Source organism: Pseudomonas vancouverensis (assembly GCF_004348895.1).
In the GTDB taxonomy this organism is placed as follows: Bacteria; Pseudomonadota; Gammaproteobacteria; order Pseudomonadales; family Pseudomonadaceae; genus Aquipseudomonas; species Aquipseudomonas vancouverensis.
The window spans coordinates 360,127-381,312 of sequence record NZ_RRZK01000008.1; the positions used below are offsets into that span (position 1 = coordinate 360,127).

Annotated in this window: 21 protein-coding genes; 6 read left to right on the top strand and 15 right to left on the bottom strand. The window is 59.4% G+C overall.

Annotation, left to right across the window (positions count from 1 at the left end; all coding sequences use genetic code 11):
* Positions 1 to 26 precede the first annotated feature (26 nt).
* The 7 genes from EIY72_RS09340 to EIY72_RS09370 form a co-directional block, all read right to left on the bottom strand.
* Positions 27 to 1,970 carry a response regulator gene (locus EIY72_RS09340; RefSeq protein ID WP_093219229.1) on the bottom strand — a complete coding sequence of 648 codons (1,944 nt, stop codon included), beginning with the start codon at positions 1,968 to 1,970 and terminating at the stop codon, positions 27 to 29.
* Positions 1,960 to 2,835 (bottom strand): sensor histidine kinase, encoded by an 876-nt coding sequence (locus EIY72_RS09345; RefSeq protein ID WP_093219233.1) that lies wholly within the window; start codon positions 2,833 to 2,835, stop codon positions 1,960 to 1,962. Before EIY72_RS09345 ends, EIY72_RS09340 begins: the two co-directional genes overlap by 11 nt.
* Positions 2,828 to 3,838 (bottom strand): ATP-binding protein, encoded by a 1,011-nt coding sequence (locus EIY72_RS09350; RefSeq protein ID WP_093219238.1) that lies wholly within the window; start codon positions 3,836 to 3,838, stop codon positions 2,828 to 2,830. The genes EIY72_RS09345 and EIY72_RS09350 overlap by 8 nt, the downstream gene beginning before the upstream one ends.
* Positions 3,835 to 4,239, bottom strand: coding sequence for an anti-sigma regulatory factor (locus EIY72_RS09355; RefSeq protein ID WP_093219242.1), 405 nt, complete (start codon positions 4,237 to 4,239; stop codon positions 3,835 to 3,837). Before EIY72_RS09355 ends, EIY72_RS09350 begins: the two co-directional genes overlap by 4 nt.
* Positions 4,236 to 4,598, bottom strand: a complete 363-nt coding sequence (locus EIY72_RS09360; RefSeq protein WP_093219246.1) for an STAS domain-containing protein — start codon at positions 4,596 to 4,598, stop codon at positions 4,236 to 4,238. Before EIY72_RS09360 ends, EIY72_RS09355 begins: the two co-directional genes overlap by 4 nt.
* Before the next feature lie 4 nt (positions 4,599 to 4,602).
* Positions 4,603 to 5,454, bottom strand: coding sequence for an STAS domain-containing protein (locus EIY72_RS09365; protein WP_093219250.1), 852 nt, complete (start codon positions 5,452 to 5,454; stop codon positions 4,603 to 4,605).
* Between the two features lie 223 nt (positions 5,455 to 5,677).
* Positions 5,678 to 6,199 (bottom strand): DUF4142 domain-containing protein, encoded by a 522-nt coding sequence (locus EIY72_RS09370; RefSeq protein ID WP_093219254.1) that lies wholly within the window; start codon positions 6,197 to 6,199, stop codon positions 5,678 to 5,680.
* A gap of 216 nt (positions 6,200 to 6,415) precedes the next feature.
* On the opposite strand from EIY72_RS09370, the gene EIY72_RS09375 reads away from it, so the two are divergent.
* Both EIY72_RS09375 and EIY72_RS29885 read left to right on the top strand, forming a co-directional pair.
* Complete coding sequence (locus EIY72_RS09375; protein ID WP_093219259.1) at positions 6,416 to 6,649, top strand: DUF465 domain-containing protein; 234 nt, start codon at positions 6,416 to 6,418, stop codon at positions 6,647 to 6,649.
* Positions 6,650 to 6,755: 106 nt separating this feature from the next.
* Positions 6,756 to 6,917: a hypothetical protein gene (locus EIY72_RS29885; protein ID WP_165939591.1), complete on the top strand. Its 162-nt coding sequence runs from the start codon at positions 6,756 to 6,758 to the stop codon at positions 6,915 to 6,917.
* A 51-nt stretch (positions 6,918 to 6,968) separates the two neighbouring features.
* Here the strand turns inward: EIY72_RS29885 and EIY72_RS09380 are convergent, their stop codons facing one another.
* The 5 genes from EIY72_RS09380 to EIY72_RS09400 form a co-directional block, all read right to left on the bottom strand.
* Positions 6,969 to 8,045 (bottom strand): SMP-30/gluconolactonase/LRE family protein, encoded by a 1,077-nt coding sequence (locus tag EIY72_RS09380; RefSeq protein ID WP_093219264.1) that lies wholly within the window; start codon positions 8,043 to 8,045, stop codon positions 6,969 to 6,971.
* Complete coding sequence (locus tag EIY72_RS09385; protein WP_093219268.1) at positions 8,042 to 9,187, bottom strand: SRPBCC family protein; 1,146 nt, start codon at positions 9,185 to 9,187, stop codon at positions 8,042 to 8,044. The genes EIY72_RS09380 and EIY72_RS09385 overlap by 4 nt, the downstream gene beginning before the upstream one ends.
* Before the next feature lie 105 nt (positions 9,188 to 9,292).
* A complete protein-coding gene (locus EIY72_RS09390) occupies positions 9,293 to 10,156 on the bottom strand; it encodes a LysR family transcriptional regulator (RefSeq protein ID WP_093219272.1) in 864 nt (287 codons plus the stop codon).
* A 126-nt stretch (positions 10,157 to 10,282) separates the two neighbouring features.
* Entirely contained in the window at positions 10,283 to 10,600 is a 318-nt protein-coding gene (locus EIY72_RS09395; protein WP_093219277.1) for an SCP2 sterol-binding domain-containing protein, read from the bottom strand.
* Between the two features lie 59 nt (positions 10,601 to 10,659).
* The gene (locus EIY72_RS09400) at positions 10,660 to 11,370 is read right to left on the bottom strand and encodes a histidine phosphatase family protein (RefSeq protein ID WP_093219282.1); all 711 of its coding nucleotides are present in this window, start codon (positions 11,368 to 11,370) and stop codon (positions 10,660 to 10,662) included.
* A gap of 200 nt (positions 11,371 to 11,570) precedes the next feature.
* On the opposite strand from EIY72_RS09400, the gene sohB reads away from it, so the two are divergent.
* The 3 genes from sohB (at position 11,571) to EIY72_RS09415 (ending at position 17,071) form a co-directional block, all read left to right on the top strand.
* The gene (sohB, locus tag EIY72_RS09405; RefSeq protein WP_093219286.1) at positions 11,571 to 12,602 is read left to right on the top strand and encodes a protease SohB; all 1,032 of its coding nucleotides are present in this window, start codon (positions 11,571 to 11,573) and stop codon (positions 12,600 to 12,602) included.
* Positions 12,603 to 12,747: 145 nt separating this feature from the next.
* Positions 12,748 to 16,641: a dermonecrotic toxin domain-containing protein gene (locus tag EIY72_RS09410; RefSeq protein WP_093219291.1), complete on the top strand. Its 3,894-nt coding sequence runs from the start codon at positions 12,748 to 12,750 to the stop codon at positions 16,639 to 16,641.
* Positions 16,642 to 16,762: 121 nt separating this feature from the next.
* Positions 16,763 to 17,071 (top strand): hypothetical protein, encoded by a 309-nt coding sequence (locus tag EIY72_RS09415; protein ID WP_093219296.1) that lies wholly within the window; start codon positions 16,763 to 16,765, stop codon positions 17,069 to 17,071.
* A gap of 74 nt (positions 17,072 to 17,145) precedes the next feature.
* Here EIY72_RS09415 and EIY72_RS09420 read toward each other — a convergent pair whose 3' ends face one another.
* Together EIY72_RS09420 and EIY72_RS09425 are read right to left on the bottom strand one after the other, a co-directional pair.
* Positions 17,146 to 17,640 carry a DUF934 domain-containing protein gene (locus EIY72_RS09420; protein WP_093219301.1) on the bottom strand — a complete coding sequence of 165 codons (495 nt, stop codon included), beginning with the start codon at positions 17,638 to 17,640 and terminating at the stop codon, positions 17,146 to 17,148.
* On the bottom strand, positions 17,624 to 19,282 hold the full coding sequence (locus EIY72_RS09425; protein ID WP_093219306.1) for a nitrite/sulfite reductase: 1,659 nt from the start codon (positions 19,280 to 19,282) through the stop codon (positions 17,624 to 17,626). Before EIY72_RS09425 ends, EIY72_RS09420 begins: the two co-directional genes overlap by 17 nt.
* Positions 19,283 to 19,802: 520 nt before the next feature.
* Between EIY72_RS09425 and EIY72_RS09430 the strand changes: the two genes are divergently transcribed.
* Positions 19,803 to 20,888 (top strand): ABC transporter substrate-binding protein, encoded by a 1,086-nt coding sequence (locus EIY72_RS09430; protein WP_093219312.1) that lies wholly within the window; start codon positions 19,803 to 19,805, stop codon positions 20,886 to 20,888.
* Here EIY72_RS09430 and EIY72_RS09435 read toward each other — a convergent pair.
* The gene (locus tag EIY72_RS09435) at positions 20,885 to 21,100 is read right to left on the bottom strand and encodes a DUF2970 domain-containing protein (RefSeq protein WP_093219320.1); all 216 of its coding nucleotides are present in this window, start codon (positions 21,098 to 21,100) and stop codon (positions 20,885 to 20,887) included. The genes EIY72_RS09430 and EIY72_RS09435 overlap by 4 nt on opposite strands.
* Positions 21,101 to 21,186: the final 86 nt, after the last annotated feature.

Below are 21,186 nucleotides of genomic sequence, written 5' to 3' on the forward strand. Positions count from 1 at the left end.
CGCTCCCACAGGGTTTGTTGGGGATTTCAGACGCCGTCCAGGGTACGTCGCACCTTGTCCAGCAGTTCGTTGATCTGGAACGGCTTGATCAGCATTTCCATGCCATTGCCCAGGAACACCTGTCGATTGATCGCGGTTTCGGCGTAGCCGGTCATGAACAGGATCGGCAAGGTCTCGCGCCAGCCCCGGGCGACATCCGCCAGTTCACGGCCGCTCATGCGCGGCAGGCCGACATCGGTGAGCAGCAATTCGATGGAGTGGTCGTTCTGCAAGCGCTCCAGGGCGCTTTCAATATCGCCCACCTGGGTGCAGCGGTAGCCCGCATCCACCAGCACTTCGGCGACGAACATGCGCACAGACGGTGTGTCTTCGACAATCAATATGTGTTCGCCGGCGCCCTGCGGGTCAACGCAGGCAGGCTCGGTCAGGCTCACCGTAGGATCGGAGCTGGCAGGCAGCATGATGGTCACTTCTGTACCGCGTCGCGCCACGCTGCGGATGTGTGCATCACCGCCAGACTGTCGGGCGAAACCGTAGATGCTCGACAGCCCGAGCCCGGTGCCCTGGCCCAAAGGTTTGGTGGTGAAAAACGGATCGAAGACCTTGCCGATCACGCTGTGGTCGATGCCGGTGCCGTCATCGCGCACCGACAGGGCGACGTAGGCGCCATCGGCCAGATTGGGGTCGCCATGGGAAAAGGCTGCGTAGGTGTTGACCCAGATATTGCCGCCTTGAGGCAACGCATCGCGGGCGTTGATCACCAGGTTGAGCATGGCGCTTTCCAGCTGGATCGGATCGACCAGGGCGATGGCCGGTTTGGTGGTGAGTTCCAGCTTCAAGGCGATGCGTTCGCCAATGGTGCGTACCAGCAATTCTTCGAGGGAACGGATGTGTTCGTTGATGTCCACCGGCCGGGTATCGAGGGGCTGCTGGCGGGCAAAAGCCAGTAACCGGTGGGTCAATGAAGCGGCACTGGTGGCGGAGGCCAGCGCCGCTTCGGCGTAGAACTGCACCTTGTCGGTTCGGGCTTCGGCGACGCGCTTCTGGATCAACTCCAGGCTGGTGATGATGCCGGTGAGCAAATTGTTGAAGTCGTGGGCGATACCGCCGGTCAACTTGCCCAGCGCGTCCATCTTCTGCACCTGCAACAATTGCGCCTCGGTGCGTGCGCGTTCGGCCACTTCCTTGGCCAATTGGGTGGTGGCGTCATCCAGTTGCGCCAGGTGTGAGCGCTCGCGGTGACGGTGTTCGGTGACATCCTCGACGAAGACCAGGCTCAGTTCAGGCGTGCGGTAGGGGGAAATCTGCCACTCGGTTTCGCGGACTTCACCCAGTACGCGCATATTGAGCGTGCCCTTCCAGCGCTCGCCATAGGCCAGGCGCAGGCGCAGTTCTTCGATCACGGCGCTCTGGTCGTCGTCGAAGCACTCGCGCAGCGTGTCAGCGGCCAGGTTGTCCTGCACCAGTTGCGCGAATGCGTGGTTGCATTCGTGAACTTTCAGCTCGGCATCCAGCACTGCAATAGGTGCCGATACGTTGATAAAGATCTCGCGAAAGCGCGCCTCGCTTTCGCGCAGGGCATTCTCTATGTCTCGTACCCGCAGCAACGTGCGCAGGGTGGCCAGCAGCACGTCCGGGTCCACGGGGTGGATCAGGTAGGCGTCGGCCCCGGCATCGAGCCCGGTGATGATGTCGCCGGTCTGGATCGAGGCCGCCGACACGTGAATCACCGGCAACAGCGCCGTGGCGGCTTCCGAGCGCAGCTTGCGGACGATGTCGAAGCCGCTCATGTCAGGCAGGTTGACGTCGAGAATCAGCGCATCGATGGACACGCTGTCGATCAGTTCCAGGCCCTCATTGCCGGTGCCTGCTTCCAACACTTCGTAGCCGTGGCGCTCCAGACGCCGACGCAGGGCGTAGCGGGTGGCAACGTTGTCGTCGACGATCAGCAAGCGCAGATCACGTTTCATCGGCAGGCTCCATTGCGATGGCCAGCGGGATGATCACGAAAAAGGTCGAACCCACGCCGGGTTCGCTTTGCACCCCGACTTCACCACCGAGCAACCCGGCAAAACGCTTACACAGCGACAAGCCGAGGCCCGTGCCGCGCAGGCGTTTTTGCAACGGTGAATCGACCTGGGAGAAGTCCTCGAACAAGGCACCATGCAGCTCGGGAGCAATACCGATGCCACTGTCGCTGACGGCAAAACGCACATGGGCAGGGTTTTCCAGCCGGGCGGAGACCCGTATTTCACCGCGGGTGGTGAACTTCAGCGAATTGGCGATGAAATTGCGCAGGATCTGCGCGAGTTTCTTGTCATCGGTGTACAGCCGCGGCAGGCCCACCGGTTCTTCGAAAATCAGGTCCACGGCACTGGTGTCGACAATCGGCCGGAACATGCCGCGCAGGGCGGCGAATAGGTCGAGCATGTCGAACCAGGCAGGGGAAATGGTGATGCGCCCGGCTTCGATTTTCGCCAGATCGAGCAGGTCATCGACCATGTCGCTGAGTTCCCGCGCGGCATTGCTGACGAACGCCACCTGTTTGTGCTGCTCATCGCTCAGCGGACCGTCGAGTTCGTCGGTGAGCAGGCTGGCGATGCTCAGGATCGAGCCCAGCGGCGTGCGAAACTCGTGGCTCATGTAGGACAGGAAACGGCTTTTCAGGTCCGATGCCTGGCGCAGTTGTTCGGCCTGGGTATCGAGTTCGGCATACAGCGCCAGTACGCCCTGATTGGTTTCATCCAGCTCGTCGCGCAGGGCCGAGGCTTCACCTTGCAGTTGCGCGATCAGTGCCGCCTGTTCGTCGAGCGGGTTCACGGATGTTTCAGCCATGGGTGGCCTCCAGAGCAATGACCAGCACCGTAACATCGTCCCGCCCGCGACAGAAGTCGCGATGCAGCACAGCGGCGATCACGGCCGGGTGCCGGTGCACCAGGCCGGGGTAGTCCTGCAGGTTCCAGCGCGATTGCAGGCCGTCGCTGTACATGATCAATAGCTGTCCGTTCACTTGAGCATAGTCAAAGGGTTGCGCCTTTCGAAATTGCACGCCGACGATGCCGGGATGGGAGGCCAGGCCGCGGGATTTGTCCGCAGTGACCAGGCAGGCACCAATGTTGCCGATACCGGCGAAGGTCAGCCCGTCGCGCGCGGCATCGAACTGCGCCACGGCGGCAGCCCCTCCGCGAGTGGCGGTCATGGCGATGTGCATTTCCTCAAGCAGTTGCACTGGCGAAGCGAAGGGGATAGGGGCGAAGGCGCTTTCGCCTGCGCGGGCGGCCTTTTCGGCGTCTTCGCCGTGGCCCAATCCATCAATCACCAAAGCACTGATGCGCGCGCCGTCATAGGCCAGGTGCCAGACATCACCGCAGGCCGGGTCGTCGTGCAACGAATGCTGACTGATGCCAAAGCGTCGGTCCGCGGCCTTGTCTTCCCGGGGATAGACACGTGTCAGCAGTACGGCACCGCGGGCATCGGCGTAGACATCGAACACTTCCGTCTGGCGTGAAACCGCTCCGAGGCCGATGCCTTGGGTGCCACCGGTTGAAAAACCGTCGGTCAGGCACGCCTGCAGATCAAAACCCTGGGCTCGATCGATGGCGAGCATCTCGATGCCAGCACCGTTTTTGCGGGGCAGAACCCTCAGGTGAATTTCACCCCGGGCGGCGTGCTTGAGGATGTTGCTGGCCAGTTCCGTGGCGACCAGGGCAACCCGCCCGGCGTCCGTCGCATCGAGCCCGTGTTTTTCCGCGAGCTTCTGCGCGGTGCGCCGGGCGTGACCGATCTGGCTGCTGTCTTCGATCGCCAACACCTGGGTCAGCGAGCCGCTCAGGGTCATGTCCATCGGGTGATGGTTACGCGTGTGCCCTGGCCCGGCGCGGTATCCAGTTCGAATTCGTCCACCAGGCGCTTGGCGCCGGTCAGGCCCAGGCCCAGGCCGGAACCGGAGGTCCAGCCATCGGTCATCGCCAGCTTGATGTCGGGGATGCCGGGGCCTTCGTCGCGGAAGGTCAGGCGCAGGCCGCTGCGGGCATTTTCATCGAGGATCTGCCAGTCCATATTGCCACCGCCGCCATAGACCATGGTGTTACGCGCGAGCTCGCTGACGGCGGTGACCAGTTTGGTCAGGTCGATCAGGCGCATGCCGCATTCCTGCGCGAGCTTGCGCGCAGTCTGGCGGGCCAGGACGACGTCCTGCTCTATGTTGATCGGTTGAGTACCGCTGCTGCGCACGGTCATTGCTGGTGTACTCGGTCCTGTAACAGTTGCATGCCGCGCTCGACGTTCAAGGCCGTCTTCACGCCCGGCAGGGTCAAGCCCAGCTCGACCAGGGTGATGGCGACGGCGGGCTGCATGCCGACCAGCACGGTCTGGGCATCCATGATGCTCGACAGGCCGGAAATGGTGCCGATCATCCGGCCGATGAACGAGTCCACCATGTCCAGCGCCGAAATGTCGATCAGCACGCCACGGGCAGTGGTTCTGCTGATGCGTTCGGACAGATCGTCCTGCAGGGTCAGGGCGAGCTGGTCATGCATGTCGACCTGGATGGTCACCAGCAGGAAGTCGCCCATCTGCAAAATAGGAATCCGTTCCATGGGCTCAACCTGCCTTGTTGACGCTGAGCCCCAGTCGGGTCAGGGCCAGTTTCAGGGCGTCGGCCAGGTTGGCTTTGGTCACTACGCCTTGCAGGTCCAGGCCCAGGTGCACGATGGTCTGGGCGATCTGCGGACGCACGCCACTGATGATGCAATCGGCACCCATCAGGCGAATCGCGGTGACGGTCTTGAGCAGGTGCTGGGCGACCAGGGTGTCGACAGTCGGCACGCCGGTGATGTCGATGATGGCGATTTCCGAACCGGTGTCGACGATCCGCTGCAACAACGACTCCATCACCACCTGGGTGCGTTGCGAGTCGAGGGTGCCGATCATTGGCAGCGCCAGTACGCCGTCCCACAGCTTGACCACTGGGGTCGACAGTTCCAGGAGCTCTTCCTGCTGGCGCTTGATCACCGATTCGCGGGACTTCTGGAAGGTACGGATGGTGTGCATGCCCAGCGCATCGAGGAGCTCGGAGATTTCCCACAATTGCTCGGCCAGCAAGGCAGGGCTGTCCTGATAGTGGTTTTGCAGCAGCGCAAACATCGGGCCCTTCAAGGCAAAAATGAAACTGGCGGTCTGCTGCGAATCCTGGCCGAGCGTGGCGCGACTGTGGGAGAGTTTTTCCAGGAAGACCCGAATCTCGTCCCAGCCCGGCGTATTGATATTCTGGGTGTTGCCATTCTGCAGGCCGCGGACCAGCAGGTGCAGGAACTCTGAGGTTTGTTGCTTGAGGTCCTGTTCCTTGAGGTTGCGCGTGGCACCGCTGTTTTCCAGGCCGTTGCTCCACTCGGCAAGCAGTTGGGCCTGGTTTTTTGACATCGCCTCGAGAGTGCTGCTTTGCAGTGCCGCCATGTGCTTTTGCTCCTTGAAAAGTGGGGGCCGGGCCACCGAAAGATGACGCGCGCCATTCAATGACATTTGCCGCACGAAATAGTTGTTCGTGTTTGCCGTTAATTTCTATTCAGTGCACATAGACTCTAGTCGGCGAAACGCAAGGTGATGATTTATTTAGTCATTCCTGCACAACAAAAAAGCCGCATCCATCGATGCGGCTTTCGTCTTGGCAAGGGTGAATCTATTTGCTCGGGTGGGCAGCCTGAAGCTGTTTGGCCATGTCCAGGTGCTTCTCCAGCGCAGGCAACATCTTCTGCGCAAAGCCCTTGAGTTCGGTGGCCCCTGCAACCCGGTCGTCCGTCACCGTGTCGGCCTCTTTCTTGAACAGCTTGATGGTCTCTTCGTGGGCCTTGACCTGATTGTTGGCGTAGGCCGCATCGAAGGACTCATCGCGCATGTCGAGGATCTTCTCCTTGGCCTGTTTCACCAGCGTCGTGCTGTCCGGCACCTTGATGTCGTGCTGTTTGGCGATGGCGGCCAGTTCGTCATTGGCCTTGGAGTGATCGCTGATCATCATGTTGGCGAACGCCTTGACGTCGGCCGAGGCGCTTTTTTCCAGGGCCAGTTTGCTGGCTTCGACTTCGGCGATACCGCCGGCGGCAGCGTTGTCGACAAAGTCATTGGAGGTGGCAGCAAATACGCTGCCCATGCAACTGCTCAAGGCGATGGCGAGGGTGAGGTGGCGCAGGTTGAATCCGTCCATTGGTCATTCTCCACGGGGATGTATGAGGGTGTTCAGTCATCGATAACCGGTGGAGGCCTGAAAACAGGCAAAGGTTTTACCGGATCAGCCACAGGACGACGAACGGGCACCGCTGGTCTGACAGGCGGTCGACAGAAGCGCCTAACCAAGGCCATTCTGATAGTTGGTGAACGCAATTAGTCGCGTTTGCTACCGATTAACAAACGGAGGTGTTCCATGCCGGTGCCCCACGACCTTTTTCAGGATCTGAAACGCACAAAGGAAGAAATTCAGAAGAAACGCGCTGAAGATCCGTTACTGGATTCACTGATCAACAAGTATTCCCAGGCGGATAAAGCGGTGGTGGAGGCAGAGGAGGCCAAATCCAGCGATGACGCGGTGACCAGACTCAAAGCCAAGCGCCTGGAGGTCAAGGACAAGATCGTCAGGCAGCTCCAGTCGCCTTCCTGACTCACCAGCGGTCGCCGACGACGGTTGAGCGAAAAATGGAACGGCGATAAACCCCGGCACCTCGAATGTTCAGAGACCGACAATACGGCTCCATGCGAGGTGCCCCATGAATCAGCCAAAATTCCCAAGTGAACAGCAGGGCGGTTACGACCCGATCCCCACGCACCCGGAACCCTTGAGTCCGGAGCACAACACGGTCAATCCCGAGGAAGATCCGGGGCTTGATGACCTGCCGCCAGACGATGCTGGCGATCCTGATCCTGATTGAATCCCCGCCCTTTGCAGGAGCAAGCTCGGTCCCACAGGGGGGGGGATTGAATCAATGCAGCGCCTTGCCCAACGGCATCCGCGCCATGTTCTGTGCCTTCAGCGATCCGAAATACAGCCAGTCGCCGTACTCGCGTACGGTGGTGATGGGTGAGTAATTGTCGCTGCTGCCGTCCTGCAGGTTGGCGATCACCTTGCCTTCGAGGTCCAGTCCCAGGGCAAATCCGCGTTTTTCCACTGGCTTGGGCAGAACGGTCATTGCCCGCACGATCATCTTGCGTATGAATGGATGGGCCGCCGTGCCATCGAGCAGGGCGTTGCGTGGTGCATACAAGGCCACCCAGAAGCGGTCGTGGCCGTTGAAGGAGAGGTTGTCCGGCAGCCCCGGCAGGTTGTCGATGAACAGGTCGTGGGTTCCCGCTTTCGGGCCTGTCAGCCAATAACGGCTGATGCGGTAGGCGCCGGTCTCGTTGACCAGTACATAGGCATCCTCGGGGCCCAGTGTCACGCCGTTGGCGAACTCCAGTTTGTCCAGCAGGACGCTGGTATCGCCGGTCTGGAAGTCGTAACGCAACAGTCGACCGTCACCGCCGTGCTCGATGATCGCCTCGCCGTCGTGACCATAGCCGTAACGGCTGGAGGCATCGCTGAAATAGGCGTATCGACCCGGCTTGTCGATGGCCACGTCGTCGGTAAAGCCAAAGGGCACACCGCCGGCCTGTGTGGTCAGCGGTACGAGTCGGCCTTGGGCATCCAGTGACAACAGGCCTTTGACCGCATCGGCAATCACCAGCAAGCCGTTGGGATGCCGCGCCAGGCCCAGGGGGCGGCCGCCGGTGTCGGTCAGTACCTTGCGCACATCGCCGTCAATGCTGGTGCTGATCACTCGGCCGTCATGCAGGCCGGTGATGAGCCTGTCGTTTTCCAGTAGCAGGGCTTCCGGACCGTCGATCCCGGCGGCGCCAGCGCGTTCAAGTCCCTTGAGGCGTTGATTGTCTGCGTAGGGGCCGCTGCTCAGCGAGGGGGCCGGCGCGGGTGACCAGGCAACCGGTTTGACCTTGGTCGGCCACAACAGCAGGAAACCGGCAATCGCGACGCTGGCCAGCAGCGCAACATGACGCAGCCTCACGCGCTGATTCTCTTGGCTGCCAAATGTTGTTGCGCCATCTCGGCCAATGCCAGCATGGATTGCGCGGACTCATGATCGATACGACGCTTGAGCAGCAAGCGGTTGGCGATGCGCATCGCCAGGCCACTGAACTGGTACTCCAGCGTACGGACAAAACGTGTGCTGCTGCCCTCGGCAACGCACTCGTAGGTCAGCACCAGCGACAAACCGTGATCACCCTGTGCGCGAGCGTTCCAGCGCCGTCCCGGCAGGTACTCCGCGACTTCCCAGCTCAAGTGTCCATCGCGTCCGCCGGCGCGTATGTCCTCTTCGAAACGGGCACCTGCGTGCAACGGGCCGGCCGGACCCTCGATCCGCAACGACGAGGGATGCCACTCAGGCCAGAGCGTCACGCTGCTGGCGTAGGCGAGTATCTCGATAGGGTGTCCGGCAATGACAATCTGATGCTGCATGCGGGTCATGGCGTGTCTCGTCAGGTTGAGCGAATCATTTTCAGGCTCCCAGTAAAGGGTGCCGAACAGGTAGTCCATCAGCGGGAAGACGATGTTGAAGTTGCGCTCCTGCATCAGCTCGCGCCGATGATGCAGTTCGTGCAGGCGACGCATCTGGCTGATCCAGGGTAAGCGCGCGACAGGGTGGTGCGCCGGTAAGTGCTCGCAGGCGTGGAACACTTCATAAGCGAGGTAACCGAGCACCAGGCACCCGGCGACCAAGCCGGCGACGTTTGCGTCCAGTTGCTTGAGCAGCCACCACAAGGGCAGGGTGATCACCAGCGTGTGCAGCACGATCAACCAGGCTGGGAACAGGATCACCCGCCAGTCGCGGGCACTGTCATAGGCCATGTGCCCAGGGGCGAAGAAGCTGTGGTGGTCACCGGCATGCCGCGCGTAAAACATGCGCGCGTAGTTTTTTTTGTGGTGCCCCAGGTGGCGGTGAATCAGATAAACGCCGAGATTGAACAACAGCAGTGACGCAGGCACTGCCAGCCATTCCAGCGGCTGAACCTGGTGCACGCTGCTCCAGAAAACGCTGATGGCCAGCGACCCGAACAGCAGGACAAAAGCGCCATGCAGCCAGGGGTTGTACAGCGGATGAATGGCCGCGCGATAGCGGCTGCGAAATCCTTCGGTGGTCTGCCTCATGCAATCACCTGTCGTTTTTGTTATCTCCTGCAGGTTAGTTGATTTCGGTGATCCGGCTGGCCGAACCTTGAGGGTGGAACGGCCATGATCCGGTGCAATCCGGCGTCAGGTCAGCGGGTTCCAGCGTTGCGACCAGTCTTCGTCGGAGTCGATCACTTCGCGCAGCAGGTCGAAGGCGCGTTGCAGGGTCGGTGAATCACGGTCGCGGGAGTAGACGAGGTAGGTGGGATAGTTGAATTCCGGTGCCAGGGGCACCCGTTCCAGAGCGCCGCTTTGCAGGTAGCTCTGCACGACGCGGGTGCGGAAGTAACCGCTGCCACCGTTCTCCAGCAGAAATTGCAACGCCGGCGGTCCGAGGTTGAACGTCAACGCCGCCTTGGCTTTTTCCGGCAGGGCGGCGTCGTGCTGGCGGCGGAAGTCGGTACCCCAATCGATGTACACGTACGGCTCGGGTTTTTCCGCAAGGCGTACGAGGATGAGCTTTTCTTCGAGCACCTGCTCGACCTGCAAGCCCGGCCAGTATTCGGGCTGGTAGACCAGCGCGGCGTCCAGCACGCCCAATTCAAGTTGGCGCAACAGGTTTTCGCCGTCGCGGATTTCCATGCGCAGGGCGTGGCTGGGGATTTTTTCGCGCAGTTGCCCGGCCCAGGCGAGCATCAGCGGGTTGCACAGGCTGACTTCGCCGCCAATGTGCAGCACGTCGCGATAGCCTTCCGGCAACGGTAGATCCCGGCGCGCTGCTTCCCAGGTTTGTACCAGTTGATTGGCGTACATCACGAAGGCCTCGCCGTTGGGCGTCAGGCGTGCACCGGCGCGATTGCGCACGAACAGCGTGCTGCCCAACTGGCTCTCGAGTTTTTGCACGCGGGCGGTGATGGCGGTCTGGGTGACATGGAGTTTTTCCGCTGCCGCCGCGAGGCTGCCGTGACGGACGATTTCCAGGAAGGTACGGGCGAGATCGATGTCCATGGACTGGCCAGTTTGTGATGAGCGAGCATTTTAGGAGCGCTGACTCCCTCGCCACAACGACGAATCCCGCCAAAGGGCGGGATTCGTTTGCAGCGCTGCACGCTCCCGCAAGTCGGGAGCAGATGCTTAGGCCGGGAACAGCTCGGACAGCTTCATCGACAGCATCATGTCGCCTTCAACGCGCAGCTTGCCGCCCATGAAGGCCTGCATGCCGTCGGTTTCGCCGCTGACGATACCCTTCAGGGTTTCGCTGTCCAGGACCAGAGTGCAGTTGGCATCAGGGTTTTCGCCTTCCTGGATGTCGCAGGTGCTGTCCTTGACGATCAGCGCGTAGTGCTTGTCTTCGTCAGTGATGTTGAAACCGAAGACCAGGTCCAGGCCGGCAGCAGCGGCTGGGTTGAACTTGGCTTGCATTGCTTTTACGGCGTCTGCTACGGAGGTCATGGTTCGATCCTTTCTTGGGTAGGAGCTGGGTAAACAGCCAGGGTCACAATAGTCCGGACTCAGCGAAACGTGATGAGTTCCGGGGTCTTCAACAGTTGCAGGTGTGTATGACCGTTGAAGGAAGCCAGGGACACCTCGCGACCACGAAATTTCAGTTGGTTGAGCGAGGTGTTGACGATTTGCCAGTTCAGTTCAAAGGCCTGTCGGGCAGGCATTTGCGTAATCAGGTGGAGCAGGGCAGTGATGGTGCCGCCGGAGGTGAACACGGCGATTTTCTGGGTGTTGTCAGCCTGCTCGAGGATTCTGTTCAGCCCGCCCCGAACGCGCTCGACAAACCCCAGCCAGCTTTCCAGCTCGGGGGTGTCATGTGTGCCGGCCAGCCAGCGCTCGATGATCAGGGCGAAAATGCGCTGGAACTCGGCGCGGTTTTGCGCGGCGTTGCGCAGGATGTTCAATGCGTTCGGTTCTTGCGGCAGCATCGCCGGCAACAGGGCACGGATGACCGCATCGGCATCGAATTCGTTGAAGGCGGAATCGGTTTCCAGGATCGGTACCGGCAGGCCCACGGCGGCGAATTGTTCCAGCGCGCTGTTGGCGGTGTGCTGTTGGCGGCGCAGGTCACCGGCCAGGCAGCGATCGAAGCTGATCCCGAGTTCGGCCAGGTGTTGACCGAGGATTTCTGCCTGACGAACACCGGTCGGCGAAAGGACGTCGTAGTCGTCCGCACCAAAGGAGGCCTGGCCATGTCGAATCAAGTAGATACTGCCCACGTCCGCGTCATCCCGGTACGTTGAAGGTTTGGCGAGGTTATGAGGATGGCGGTGAGCTGTCAATGAAAAAACATACGCTTGTTTGAAATGCTCGTTACAGGCCTGTTGCCAGAGGTTTCACGGCTGGTCGCAACGCCGGCTCATGGGTATGCTGGAGGTATCCCGCGCGTTTAATCCGCGCATCGTTCAAAGGAGTCCCTGTGGAGTTTTTCACCGAGTACGGCATTTTCCTGGCCAAGACTGTGACCCTGGTGATCGCCATTCTGGTGGTCCTGATCAGTTTTGCGGCCTTGCGCAGCAAGGGGCGGCGCAAATCGTCCGGGCAGTTGCAGGTCAGCAAGCTCAATGATTTCTACAAAGGGCTGCGTGAGCGCCTGGAGCAGACCCTGCTCGACAAGGATCAGCTCAAGGCTCTGCGCAAGTCCCAAGCCAAGACCGATAAGGCCGACAAGAAACAGAAGAAAAAACCCGAGCCAAAATCGCGAGTCTTCGTGCTCGACTTCAACGGCGACATCAAGGCCTCGGCCACCGAAAGCCTGCGTCATGAAATCACCGCGTTGTTGACCCTGGCCACACCGAAGGACGAAGTGGTACTGCGTCTGGAAAGCGGCGGTGGCATGGTCCACAGCTACGGCCTGGCCTCGTCGCAACTGGCGCGTATCCGTGAGGCCGGTGTACCGCTCACCGTGTGCATCGACAAGGTCGCTGCCAGCGGCGGTTACATGATGGCGTGCATCGGCCAGAAGATCATCAGCGCGCCCTTCGCCATCCTTGGTTCGATCGGCGTTGTGGCGCAATTGCCCAACGTCAACCGTCTGTTGAAAAAGCACGATATCGACTTCGAAGTGCTGACCGCCGGCGAGTACAAACGCACTCTCACCGTGTTTGGCGAAAACACCGAGAAGGGCCGGGAGAAGTTCCAGCAGGATCTGGACATCACCCATCAACTGTTCAAGAACTTCGTCGCCCGTTATCGCCCGCAGTTGGCGATCGATGATGTCGCCACCGGGGAAATCTGGCTCGGCGTTGCCGCGCTGGACATGCAACTGGTGGACGAGCTCAAGACCAGCGATGAGTACCTCGCCGAACGGGCGAAAAAGTCCGAGCTCTATCACTTGCATTATGCCGAGCGTAAAACCCTGCCGGAGCGAATCGGCATGGCCGCCAGCGGTTCGGTGGAGCGCGTGCTGGTCAATGGTTGGGGACGCCTGACCCAGCAACGTTTCTGGTAACACCTGAGCCGGGGCGAAAGCCCCGGTTTTATTCTCGAGTCACCTACCCAATGCCCTTTCTGTGGCATGGCAGCGACTTTTCCTGCATCCGGCGTATTCATGAACAGCTATTTTGACGGCTCGATTGAATGCAACGGAATGCACAATGATCCAGCCTCCCAGTGACACGGGCACAGCCCGCAATCCCTCATCGGCAATGCGCGACACACTCGAAAAAGCCGTGTCCGTCGCCTTGCCACAAACACCCACCCAGTTCGCACGCCACCTGTTCATCGATAAATGGGGCAGCCACATCGACCCCTACACGGCGCTATTGGTGACCCTGGATTACAACTACAAGGGCCATCCGCTGCAGGAGGGTGTGCATCAAGGCCAGGTCGCGAGTAGCCAGACCCTGATACAGGCATTGCTGTCCAATTATCAGACCGTGGGTGACGGACGATTCGGTGAAACCGGCTTTGGCCTGTATACACCGCCCTACATAGGGCCGCCCGTGCGCATTGTCGACCACGTTGACGAATTCGCCGATCATGGCAGCGGCAACCACCAGACCTACGAGGGCATCTATCGGCGAACCGTGCCGCAGGTCTACGGACCACTCACCCAGATTCGCCTGAGGCCCGCCGATTTCAAACAATGGGTCTGGACCCTTGATCTCAGGGATTTGTATCAGGCGTATCTCGATCAAGCCTGGCCCGCAGATGATGCGATGACAGCCACTCGTGCCTATCCATTACGCACCTCGGTCAAGGCTGCCTTTGTCATGAGTGCGTGGTTGCAGCGCAAGGAAAACACCCTGACGCAAAAGGGCCTTGAACTGGCGTTGCGGGCCGCCGGATTGCCCGCCGGCCAGACCTGGCAAGACCTGACGCTCAAGCAGTTGCAGGTACCGACCCGGGTGCCAACCAGCATCAAGGCCGGGCGTCTTGTACTTTATCGATACACCGCGACGGATATCTGGACCTTCCGCGAAGTCGGCGTAACGAGGATATTGCTCTACATTCCCGGCAACTCGTCGCCACTTCATGAATTCGCCGATGCAACACAGCTGCAGCACTGGGTTGTCGCGCAACAGGCGGCGCAAGCTACCACGCAGGCGCTCGTCGACCACTTCGATGAAGATGATCGTACAGACGGCACCTTTCATGCTGGAGTATTCACGGCGCTGGAAGGCATGGCGATCTTTCCGCAAAAGCACCGGCTGACCAAGAGTGCAGGGCTGTTCAACGACGATGGTTATTGGGACCCGGCCCAGTACGTTGGCTTTGAGCAGGCAGTCTCGACGGTCGATCCTTTTGCGCAACTGGTGACGACCATGAAACGTGCGGCACAGGCCAGCGCACAGAGCATCAGGGACGATGCACAGGTCAATCGGGATGACTTGAGCGCCTGGGTCGAGCCGCTTGTGCAGTGGATCAATAGCTTTGGGCCATTGGCCCTGTTTGTTCCTGGCAGTGAGGGGTTGCTGGCGCTGGCCGGTTTGATCGATGCCGGCTATGGCCTGGATCAGGCGGTCAATGCGCAAACGGCAGGGCAACGCTCGGAGGGCGTGACGCGGACGGTGTTTGGTCTGCTCAATGCGCTGCCTCTGGCGGCGGGTGCGATGCTGGAGGGCGAGACAGTGAGGGTGGTCGAGCGCGAAAAGACACCGGTGGAGCCTTTGCCGGAACCCGTCGCCGGACCCGCTCCAACATTACCGGAAACATTCCCCTTGCCCGAAGAGACAAATCGGTTGCAATTGCTGCGGGGAATCGGTCCGCCCGTGGCCGGTTTCAGCGATGAAACCCTGACACAGATCGGCAAGGTCAGTGCAGTCGACAACGATACGCTGCGTGTGATGCACACGGGGCGTGCGCCTTCGCCACTACTCGCCGATACCATCAGTCGCTTCAGGATCGACCTGGAACTCGAACAGGTCGCTGACAGTGAACGCACAGCGCTGTTCGACCAGCAATATCAGGCATTGCAGCAGTCGGAGAATGCCTGGGTCAAGCTGTTCCAGCGCCAGTATTCCGATCTGCCCAAAAGCGCGATCGAGCAAATGCTTGATCGTTATGGCGTAGATCTTCAATCAACACCCGATGCGGCCGAGACCAGGCGTTTGTTCAGCCGTCTGGACGGCAAAGTTCGTCAGTATCAACAACAAGTGCGACTAAACCGGGCGTATGAGGGCCTCTACCTTCGTTCGATGGACAATCCGGACTCGACCACGCTGGCATTGCATTCGCTGCCACAACTGCCGGGCTGGCCGAAAGGGGTGCGCGTTGATCTGTTGGAAGAGTCTCTCAACGGCCGATTACTCGACCGTTGCGGTCCGCGTGATGCCACCGACGTGCGACGGCTGATCAAAACCGTCTCGGGTCGTTTCACCACTGCCGGCGATCTTGAAGGGCAGGGCTTTTTTGACGTGCTTCTGAGCGTGCTGTCCGACACGGAGCGCTCCGCCTTGCAGTTGCCGACGCAGGAAGCGGTGGCTGCATTGAAACGCTCCATCTCTGATCAGTTGCTGTCACGTGACGAATTGATGGAAGGATTGGGCAGGATGGACGCCGGTTTGCCGTTCGACCGTCAGGGTTTGCGAGGCGGTGGTTTCCCTTCCACACCGCAGGGCGACGCCCTGACGCATCAAATGATGCGATTGCAGCTTCAGGAAGTTTATCCAAGCCTGAGCAACGCACAAGCCGACGGGCTTTTGCAGGCCGCGGGCGCCGGTGCCCAAGCCTATATCGATGGCTTACGGCTGCAGTTGCAACAATTGAATATTGATCTGGACACCTGGGTCGAACAACTTGCCCAGGACATCGATGCCATGGATGTCCCGATGCTTGCGCCCGGCGATGGGGCGGCTCAAGGCATGAACGCACAACAAGTTGCGTGGCATAACGTCGAAGCGGTGCAAGCGGCAATGGATTATGAACACGATACCCGGACCGAACTCGCCGTCGAACTCGTGTCCATCTGGGAGAAACGAGCGGTCGACGCCAACCGGGTCTACGTCAATGGCCAGATGCAGGGTTATAGGCTGGACATGGCGTTCGAGGAGTACCACCGCTTGCCGTCCCTCAACGTCAGATTCGAGGAGGTGATCGAGCTGTCCATGCGAAACATCTGGGTGACTGAACTGGCGAGTCTGGACGGCTTTCTCGATGGTTTTCCCAATCTGCGCATTCTCAACCTTGAGGGCGTCGATTTGCGCGTCTTTCGGGTGATCAACGCTGAAGGACAAGTGCTGCGGGCGCTCCCACGTTCCATAACGCGCATGCAAGACCTGACCACGCTGAATTTGAGTACGTGCGGGCTGACATTCAGTGATACCGCTGCCGCACAGCTCAATGGCCTGACTCGCTTGCAAAACCTGGATCTGAGCGACAACCCGTTGAATGTTCCTCCTCTGCTTCTGGGGATGAATGAACTACGCCGGCTGAACCTCAGAAACTGCAACATCAACACCTGTCCGGTCGGCCTGCTCGAACAGCCGGACATGACAACTCTGGACCTTCGTGATAACCGTATTACCCGGCTTCCGCAGAACGTGATCAATCAAGCCATCGTCCGCGGGCGGGTAGGTGTGAACGGCAATCCACTGACGGATGAAGATACGTTATGGCGCTTGATCGACCATCGCGACCGAACCGGTATCAATCTGTGGTTGAGCCAGCCGGGGGCCAACTACGGCGGTCCCACTGTCTGGCTGCGAGATATGCAGGAGCCTCAGCGAGGCGTGCACCTGGCAATCTGGCAACGCCTGGCCAGCAAACCTGCTGGTGAGCGCTTCTTGCGCATAATGGACGGTATGAGTCTGACTCCGGACTTCCTGGTCAAATACCCTGAAGTTCAGGCACGGATCTGGCGGCTGTTAAGCGAAGCGGATGCTGCAGATGAGTTATGGACTCGAATCAGTCAGGACGTGGAGGTGGCGGAGGTTGATGCGGACAATCCTTTCCTGATCTTCACGGCACTGGAGAACAGGGCAAGGCTTTTCAGGGACTGGGAAGCGATGGGAAGGCCGATTCAACTGAATGGGATACAACCCATATAAATGTGACTGGCTTTGAGGTTCTTGTACGAATTTAAATACTCTGTATTTATTCATAGTCATTAACTTGAAGCAGTTCGCTTAGACTGGGCTTTCCCTGAAGCTGCAGCAAGGAAGTTGCACGATGAAAGTAATTAATAAAGATAATTTTGACTCGGATGAGTTTGATCTTTTTGTAAGGCTACTGCCGGAGAAACTCATGTTTCTCATCGATACGAGGCCGAACAGGGATCACAAGGTGGTGCATCGTTCGACGAGTGATGAAATGCTCATCACCTTTATCAAGGCTTATCGCCCCAGTCAGTGGAAGCCAGATTCCAAGGTGTTTATCGAAGGGGAAAAGTGGGGAAGTATAAACAAAGTGTTATTTGATGATATTGACGCATTGGCCTACGCCATACAGAAGCGAGGGTTGAAGCAAGTCAAATTCTAACGAATAGGCAGTGTGAACAAATTACTCATCTTTAATAAAGCCTTGATGACTAACGTCATCAAGGCTTTATTGTTTCAGCGACGACGGAACAGCGGCAGCGGTTCGTCGGTGGCGGCCTGATAGGTCACCGAGAAGTCCTTGAGGCCTTCAAGGGCTTCGTAGGGGTCTTTGTCGGGGCGCACGGCAAAGGCATCGAAACCGCAGCGGTGCATGTAGAACAACTGGTCACGCAGCACGTCGCCAATCGCCCGCAGTTCGCCTTTGAAACCATAACGGTCGCGCAGCAGACGGGCGTTGGAGTAGTTGCGGCCGTCGGTGAACGCCGGGAAGTTCAAGGCAATAACCTGGAAGCTCTCGACGTCCTCGCCGATTTCTTCAGCTTCTTCGTCAGCGTCCAGCCAGACGCCCAGCCCGCCATCGCGAGCCAGCAGCATGCGACTGTGTTCGCGCCACAACTGCAGCGGCACGATGTAGTCGTCGCAGTTGGTGATCTCGTCGATGTTGAAATCCTTGGGCAGCAGGTGCCAGGTTTCGTCGACGACTGCGTTGTTCTTAATGATTCGCTGCATAGACGCGCTCCTTGAAGAGGTCGATGCCAATACGCTGATAAGTGTCGATGAAACGTTCGTCTTCGGTACGTTGTTCGATGTACACGGCGATCAGTTTTTCGATCACGTCAGGCATGGCTTCCTGGGCGAAGGACGGGCCGAGGATCTTGCCCAGGCTGGCGTCGCGGCTGGCGCTGCCACCGAGGGACACCTGGTAGAACTCTTCGCCTTTCTTGTCCACCCCGAGAATGCCGATGTGGCCGACGTGGTGGTGACCACAGGCGTTCATGCAGCCGGAAATGTTCAGGTCCAGTTCACCGATGTCGAACAGGTAGTCCAGGTCATCGAAACGACGCTGGATCGATTCGGCGATCGGGATCGACTTGGCGTTGGCCAGGGAGCAGAAGTCGCCACCTGGGCAGCAGATGATGTCGGTCAGCAAGCCGATGTTCGGCGTGGCAAACCCTTGCTCGCGCAACTCACCCCACAGGGCGAACAATTTGTCCTGCTCGACGTCGGCCAGGATGATGTTCTGCTCGTGGGAGGTGCGCAGTTGACCGAAGCTGTAGCGATCGGCGAGGTCGGCGACCGCATCCAGCTGCTTGTCGGTGATGTCGCCCGGGGCAACGCCGGTCGGCTTCAGGGACAGGGTCACGGCAACATAACCCGGCTTCTTGTGGGCCAGGGTGTTGCGTGTACGCCAGCGGGCGAAGCCTGGGTGTTCTTTGTCGAGATCGGCCAGTGCGCCAGCCTGGTTGTCCAGGGCCTTGTAGTCCGGATCGACGAAGTGCTTGGCGACGCGATGCACTTCGGCTTCGGTCAATGTGGTCTGGCCACCGCGCAGGTGTTCCATTTCCGCATCGACTTTTTGCGCGAAGACTTCAGGGGTCAGGGCTTTTACCAGAATCTTGATCCGCGCCTTGTACTTGTTGTCGCGACGGCCATAGCGGTTGTAAACCCGCAGGATGGCGTCGAGGTAGCTCAACAGGTCTTGCCACGGCAGGAATTCATTGATGAACGCGCCCACCACCGGCGTACGACCCAGGCCACCACCGACCAGCACGCGGAAACCCAGCTCGCCGGCGGCGTTGTGCACCGGCTCAAGGCCGATGTCGTGGACTTCGATTGCGGCACGGTCCGAGGTCGAACCGTTGACGGCGATCTTGAATTTGCGCGGCAGGTAGGCGAATTCAGGGTGGAAGGTGGTCCACTGACGAACGATTTCGCACCATGGGCGCGGGTCGATCAGTTCGTCGGCGGCGACACCGGCAAACTGGTCGGTGGTGACGTTGCGCAGGCAGTTGCCGCTGGTCTGGATCGCGTGCATCTGCACGGTGGCCAGTTCAGCGAGAATGTCCGGAATGTCCTCCACGGCCGGCCAGTTGAACTGCACATTCTGGCGGGTACTGATGTGGGCGTAGCCCTTGTCGTAGTCGCGGGCAATCTTCGCCATCATGCGCATCTGACGCGAAGTCAGTTGGCCGTAAGGCACGGCGACCCGCAACATCGGGGCGAAGCGCTGGATATATAGGCCATTTTGCAGGCGCAGAGGGCGGAATTCTTCTTCGCTCAGCTCGCCTGCCAGATAGCGTCGGGTCTGATCACGGAACTGCTTGACGCGGTCCTCGATGATCCGCTGATCGTATTCGTCGTATACGTACATATGAGTCCTGTTCTCAGGCTTGGGTCGCTCGGATACAGCTGCGTTTTTTGTGCTTGCCGCAGTCCAAGAGCCACTGCAATTCTGCGCGCACGGCCGCGCACTCCCTTCGGAGCCGGGGCAAGATACCAGTTTGCAGTTATGCGTAAAAGTGATGTTTGAGCATATGTAAAGAACCAAATCGCCTAATGAGAATCGTTGTTGCAAAGACCCTGTTTGTGGTGCGGGCAATCGTCGTCTTTACTCTGATCGAGTCTTCCTGCAATCACCGATAAAACCGACAAGAGGCGATGCAATGAGCAACCCAACCAAAGCACGGAAAAGCGATAGCACCGTTGATGCCTGGGCAATTTTGTTCCTGATCATCCTGGTCGTGGGAACTGCCGTTTTCTGGGTCAGCCATCAGTAAAAGACCCGTCCGGGCCCGGCGTTGACGATTGTCCGACAATTATCGGAAAAATCGCCGTGGTACGGGTGTTCGCTGGCTATAATGCGCGGCGAATTTCCGGGGCTCGGACGATAAATGTTGAAGTTTCTGCGTGGCGTAATACTGACGCTGGGTGTTCTGCTTGTACCAGGTGCCCAGGCGGCGTCGGTGCTGTTCCTGAATCCGGGAACACCCGTGGAAGCGTTCTGGGTGAGTTATTCGCAATTCATGCAGGCGGCGGCCCATGACCTCGGCATGGACCTGCGCATCCAGTATTCCGATCGTGTCTCCGAGAACATCATCAAACAGGCCCGCGAAGCGCTACAGGGGCCGCATCGTCCCGATTACCTGGTATTCGTCAACGAGCAGTATGTCGCCCCGGAAGTCCTGCGCCTGGCCAAAGGCAGCGGGGTGAAGCTGTTCATGGTCAACAACGCCCTGACCCCGGACCAGATGAAACTGATTGGCCCGCGCGCCGACAAGTATCCCGACCTGCTCGGTAGCCTGGTGCCCAACGACGAGGAGGGCGGCTACCTGATGCTCAAGGAGTTGATCCGATTGCACGGTCCGGTTGCTCCCGGCCAGTCTATCGATCTTCTGGCATTTTCCGGCTTGAAAATCACCCCTTCGGCGCAGTTTCGTGAAAAAGGCATGCGGCGTGCACTGGCCGAGCACCCGGAAGTGCGATTGCGGCAATTGGTGTATGGCGGCTGGACCCGGCAGCGTGCCTATGAGCAGGCCAGGTTGCTGTTCAAGCGTTACCCGCAGACTTCACTGGTGTGGTCGGCCAATGATGAAATGGCCTTCGGGGTGATGCAGGCGTATGTCGAAGCCGGCGGCGTTCCCGGCCAGGGCGCATTGTTTGGCGCGATCAACAACTCACCCGCTGCATTGCAGGCGTTGCTCGACAAACGCTTGAGTGTACTGCTGGGTGGGCATTTCACCTTGGGTGGCTGGGCGCTGGTGCAGTTGCATGACTATGACGAGGGTGTTGACATCAGTCAGTACGGCGGTCGTGATCGGCAGATTCCACTGTTGCAGCTCATTGATCGCACACAAGCCAGGCGTCTGCTGGCGATGGGCGATGCGCAGGGTTTTGGTGTGGATTTCCACAAACTCTCGGCCAAGGGACGACCTGCCACTTACCGTTACCCGTTCAGTCTGCAGACGCTGATGCATTAGACTTTTGCCAGATGCACCACCAATTGCACGATGCCGTAGAGCGTCAGTGCGAAGACCACGGTGAATAAAATCCCCAGAACAATAAAGTGACCGGGCTTGCCGTGAGTGAAGTCCCGAGCACGATTTTTCCCGCTTTGCACCCCAAAAGCCGCCGCCATGACGCTGTGCAGCATCTGCCAGAACGTTGGGGGCTTGTTGTTCGAATCATCCATAGCAGCCTCGTTGGCATCCACTCGCCAGTGATGCTGTCAGGATAGTCAATGCTCGGGGCCACGGCCGAGAATTCACTGTCCTGGCG

What these genes read in the sequence shown, in the direction of transcription:
- EIY72_RS09340 (WP_093219229.1), bottom strand. Translation starts at nt 1,970, where the DNA reads ATGAAACGTGATCTGCGCTTGCTGATCGTCGACGACAACGTTGCCACC.
- EIY72_RS09345 (WP_093219233.1), bottom strand. Translation starts at nt 2,835, where the DNA reads ATGGCTGAAACATCCGTGAACCCGCTCGACGAACAGGCGGCACTGATC.
- EIY72_RS09350 (WP_093219238.1), bottom strand. Translation starts at nt 3,838, where the DNA reads ATGACCCTGAGCGGCTCGCTGACCCAGGTGTTGGCGATCGAAGACAGC.
- EIY72_RS09355 (WP_093219242.1), bottom strand. Translation starts at nt 4,239, where the DNA reads ATGACCGTGCGCAGCAGCGGTACTCAACCGATCAACATAGAGCAGGAC.
- EIY72_RS09360 (WP_093219246.1), bottom strand. Translation starts at nt 4,598, where the DNA reads ATGGAACGGATTCCTATTTTGCAGATGGGCGACTTCCTGCTGGTGACC.
- EIY72_RS09365 (WP_093219250.1), bottom strand. Translation starts at nt 5,454, where the DNA reads ATGGCGGCACTGCAAAGCAGCACTCTCGAGGCGATGTCAAAAAACCAG.
- EIY72_RS09370 (WP_093219254.1), bottom strand. Translation starts at nt 6,199, where the DNA reads ATGGACGGATTCAACCTGCGCCACCTCACCCTCGCCATCGCCTTGAGC.
- EIY72_RS09375 (WP_093219259.1), top strand. Translation starts at nt 6,416, where the DNA reads ATGCCGGTGCCCCACGACCTTTTTCAGGATCTGAAACGCACAAAGGAA.
- EIY72_RS29885 (WP_165939591.1), top strand. Translation starts at nt 6,756, where the DNA reads ATGAATCAGCCAAAATTCCCAAGTGAACAGCAGGGCGGTTACGACCCG.
- EIY72_RS09385 (WP_093219268.1), bottom strand. Translation starts at nt 9,187, where the DNA reads ATGAGGCAGACCACCGAAGGATTTCGCAGCCGCTATCGCGCGGCCATT.
- EIY72_RS09390 (WP_093219272.1), bottom strand. Translation starts at nt 10,156, where the DNA reads ATGGACATCGATCTCGCCCGTACCTTCCTGGAAATCGTCCGTCACGGC.
- EIY72_RS09395 (WP_093219277.1), bottom strand. Translation starts at nt 10,600, where the DNA reads ATGACCTCCGTAGCAGACGCCGTAAAAGCAATGCAAGCCAAGTTCAAC.
- EIY72_RS09410 (WP_093219291.1), top strand. Translation starts at nt 12,748, where the DNA reads ATGATCCAGCCTCCCAGTGACACGGGCACAGCCCGCAATCCCTCATCG.
- EIY72_RS09415 (WP_093219296.1), top strand. Translation starts at nt 16,763, where the DNA reads ATGAAAGTAATTAATAAAGATAATTTTGACTCGGATGAGTTTGATCTT.
- EIY72_RS09420 (WP_093219301.1), bottom strand. Translation starts at nt 17,640, where the DNA reads ATGCAGCGAATCATTAAGAACAACGCAGTCGTCGACGAAACCTGGCAC.
- EIY72_RS09425 (WP_093219306.1), bottom strand. Translation starts at nt 19,282, where the DNA reads ATGTACGTATACGACGAATACGATCAGCGGATCATCGAGGACCGCGTC.
- EIY72_RS09430 (WP_093219312.1), top strand. Translation starts at nt 19,803, where the DNA reads ATGTTGAAGTTTCTGCGTGGCGTAATACTGACGCTGGGTGTTCTGCTT.
- EIY72_RS09435 (WP_093219320.1), bottom strand. Translation starts at nt 21,100, where the DNA reads ATGGATGATTCGAACAACAAGCCCCCAACGTTCTGGCAGATGCTGCAC.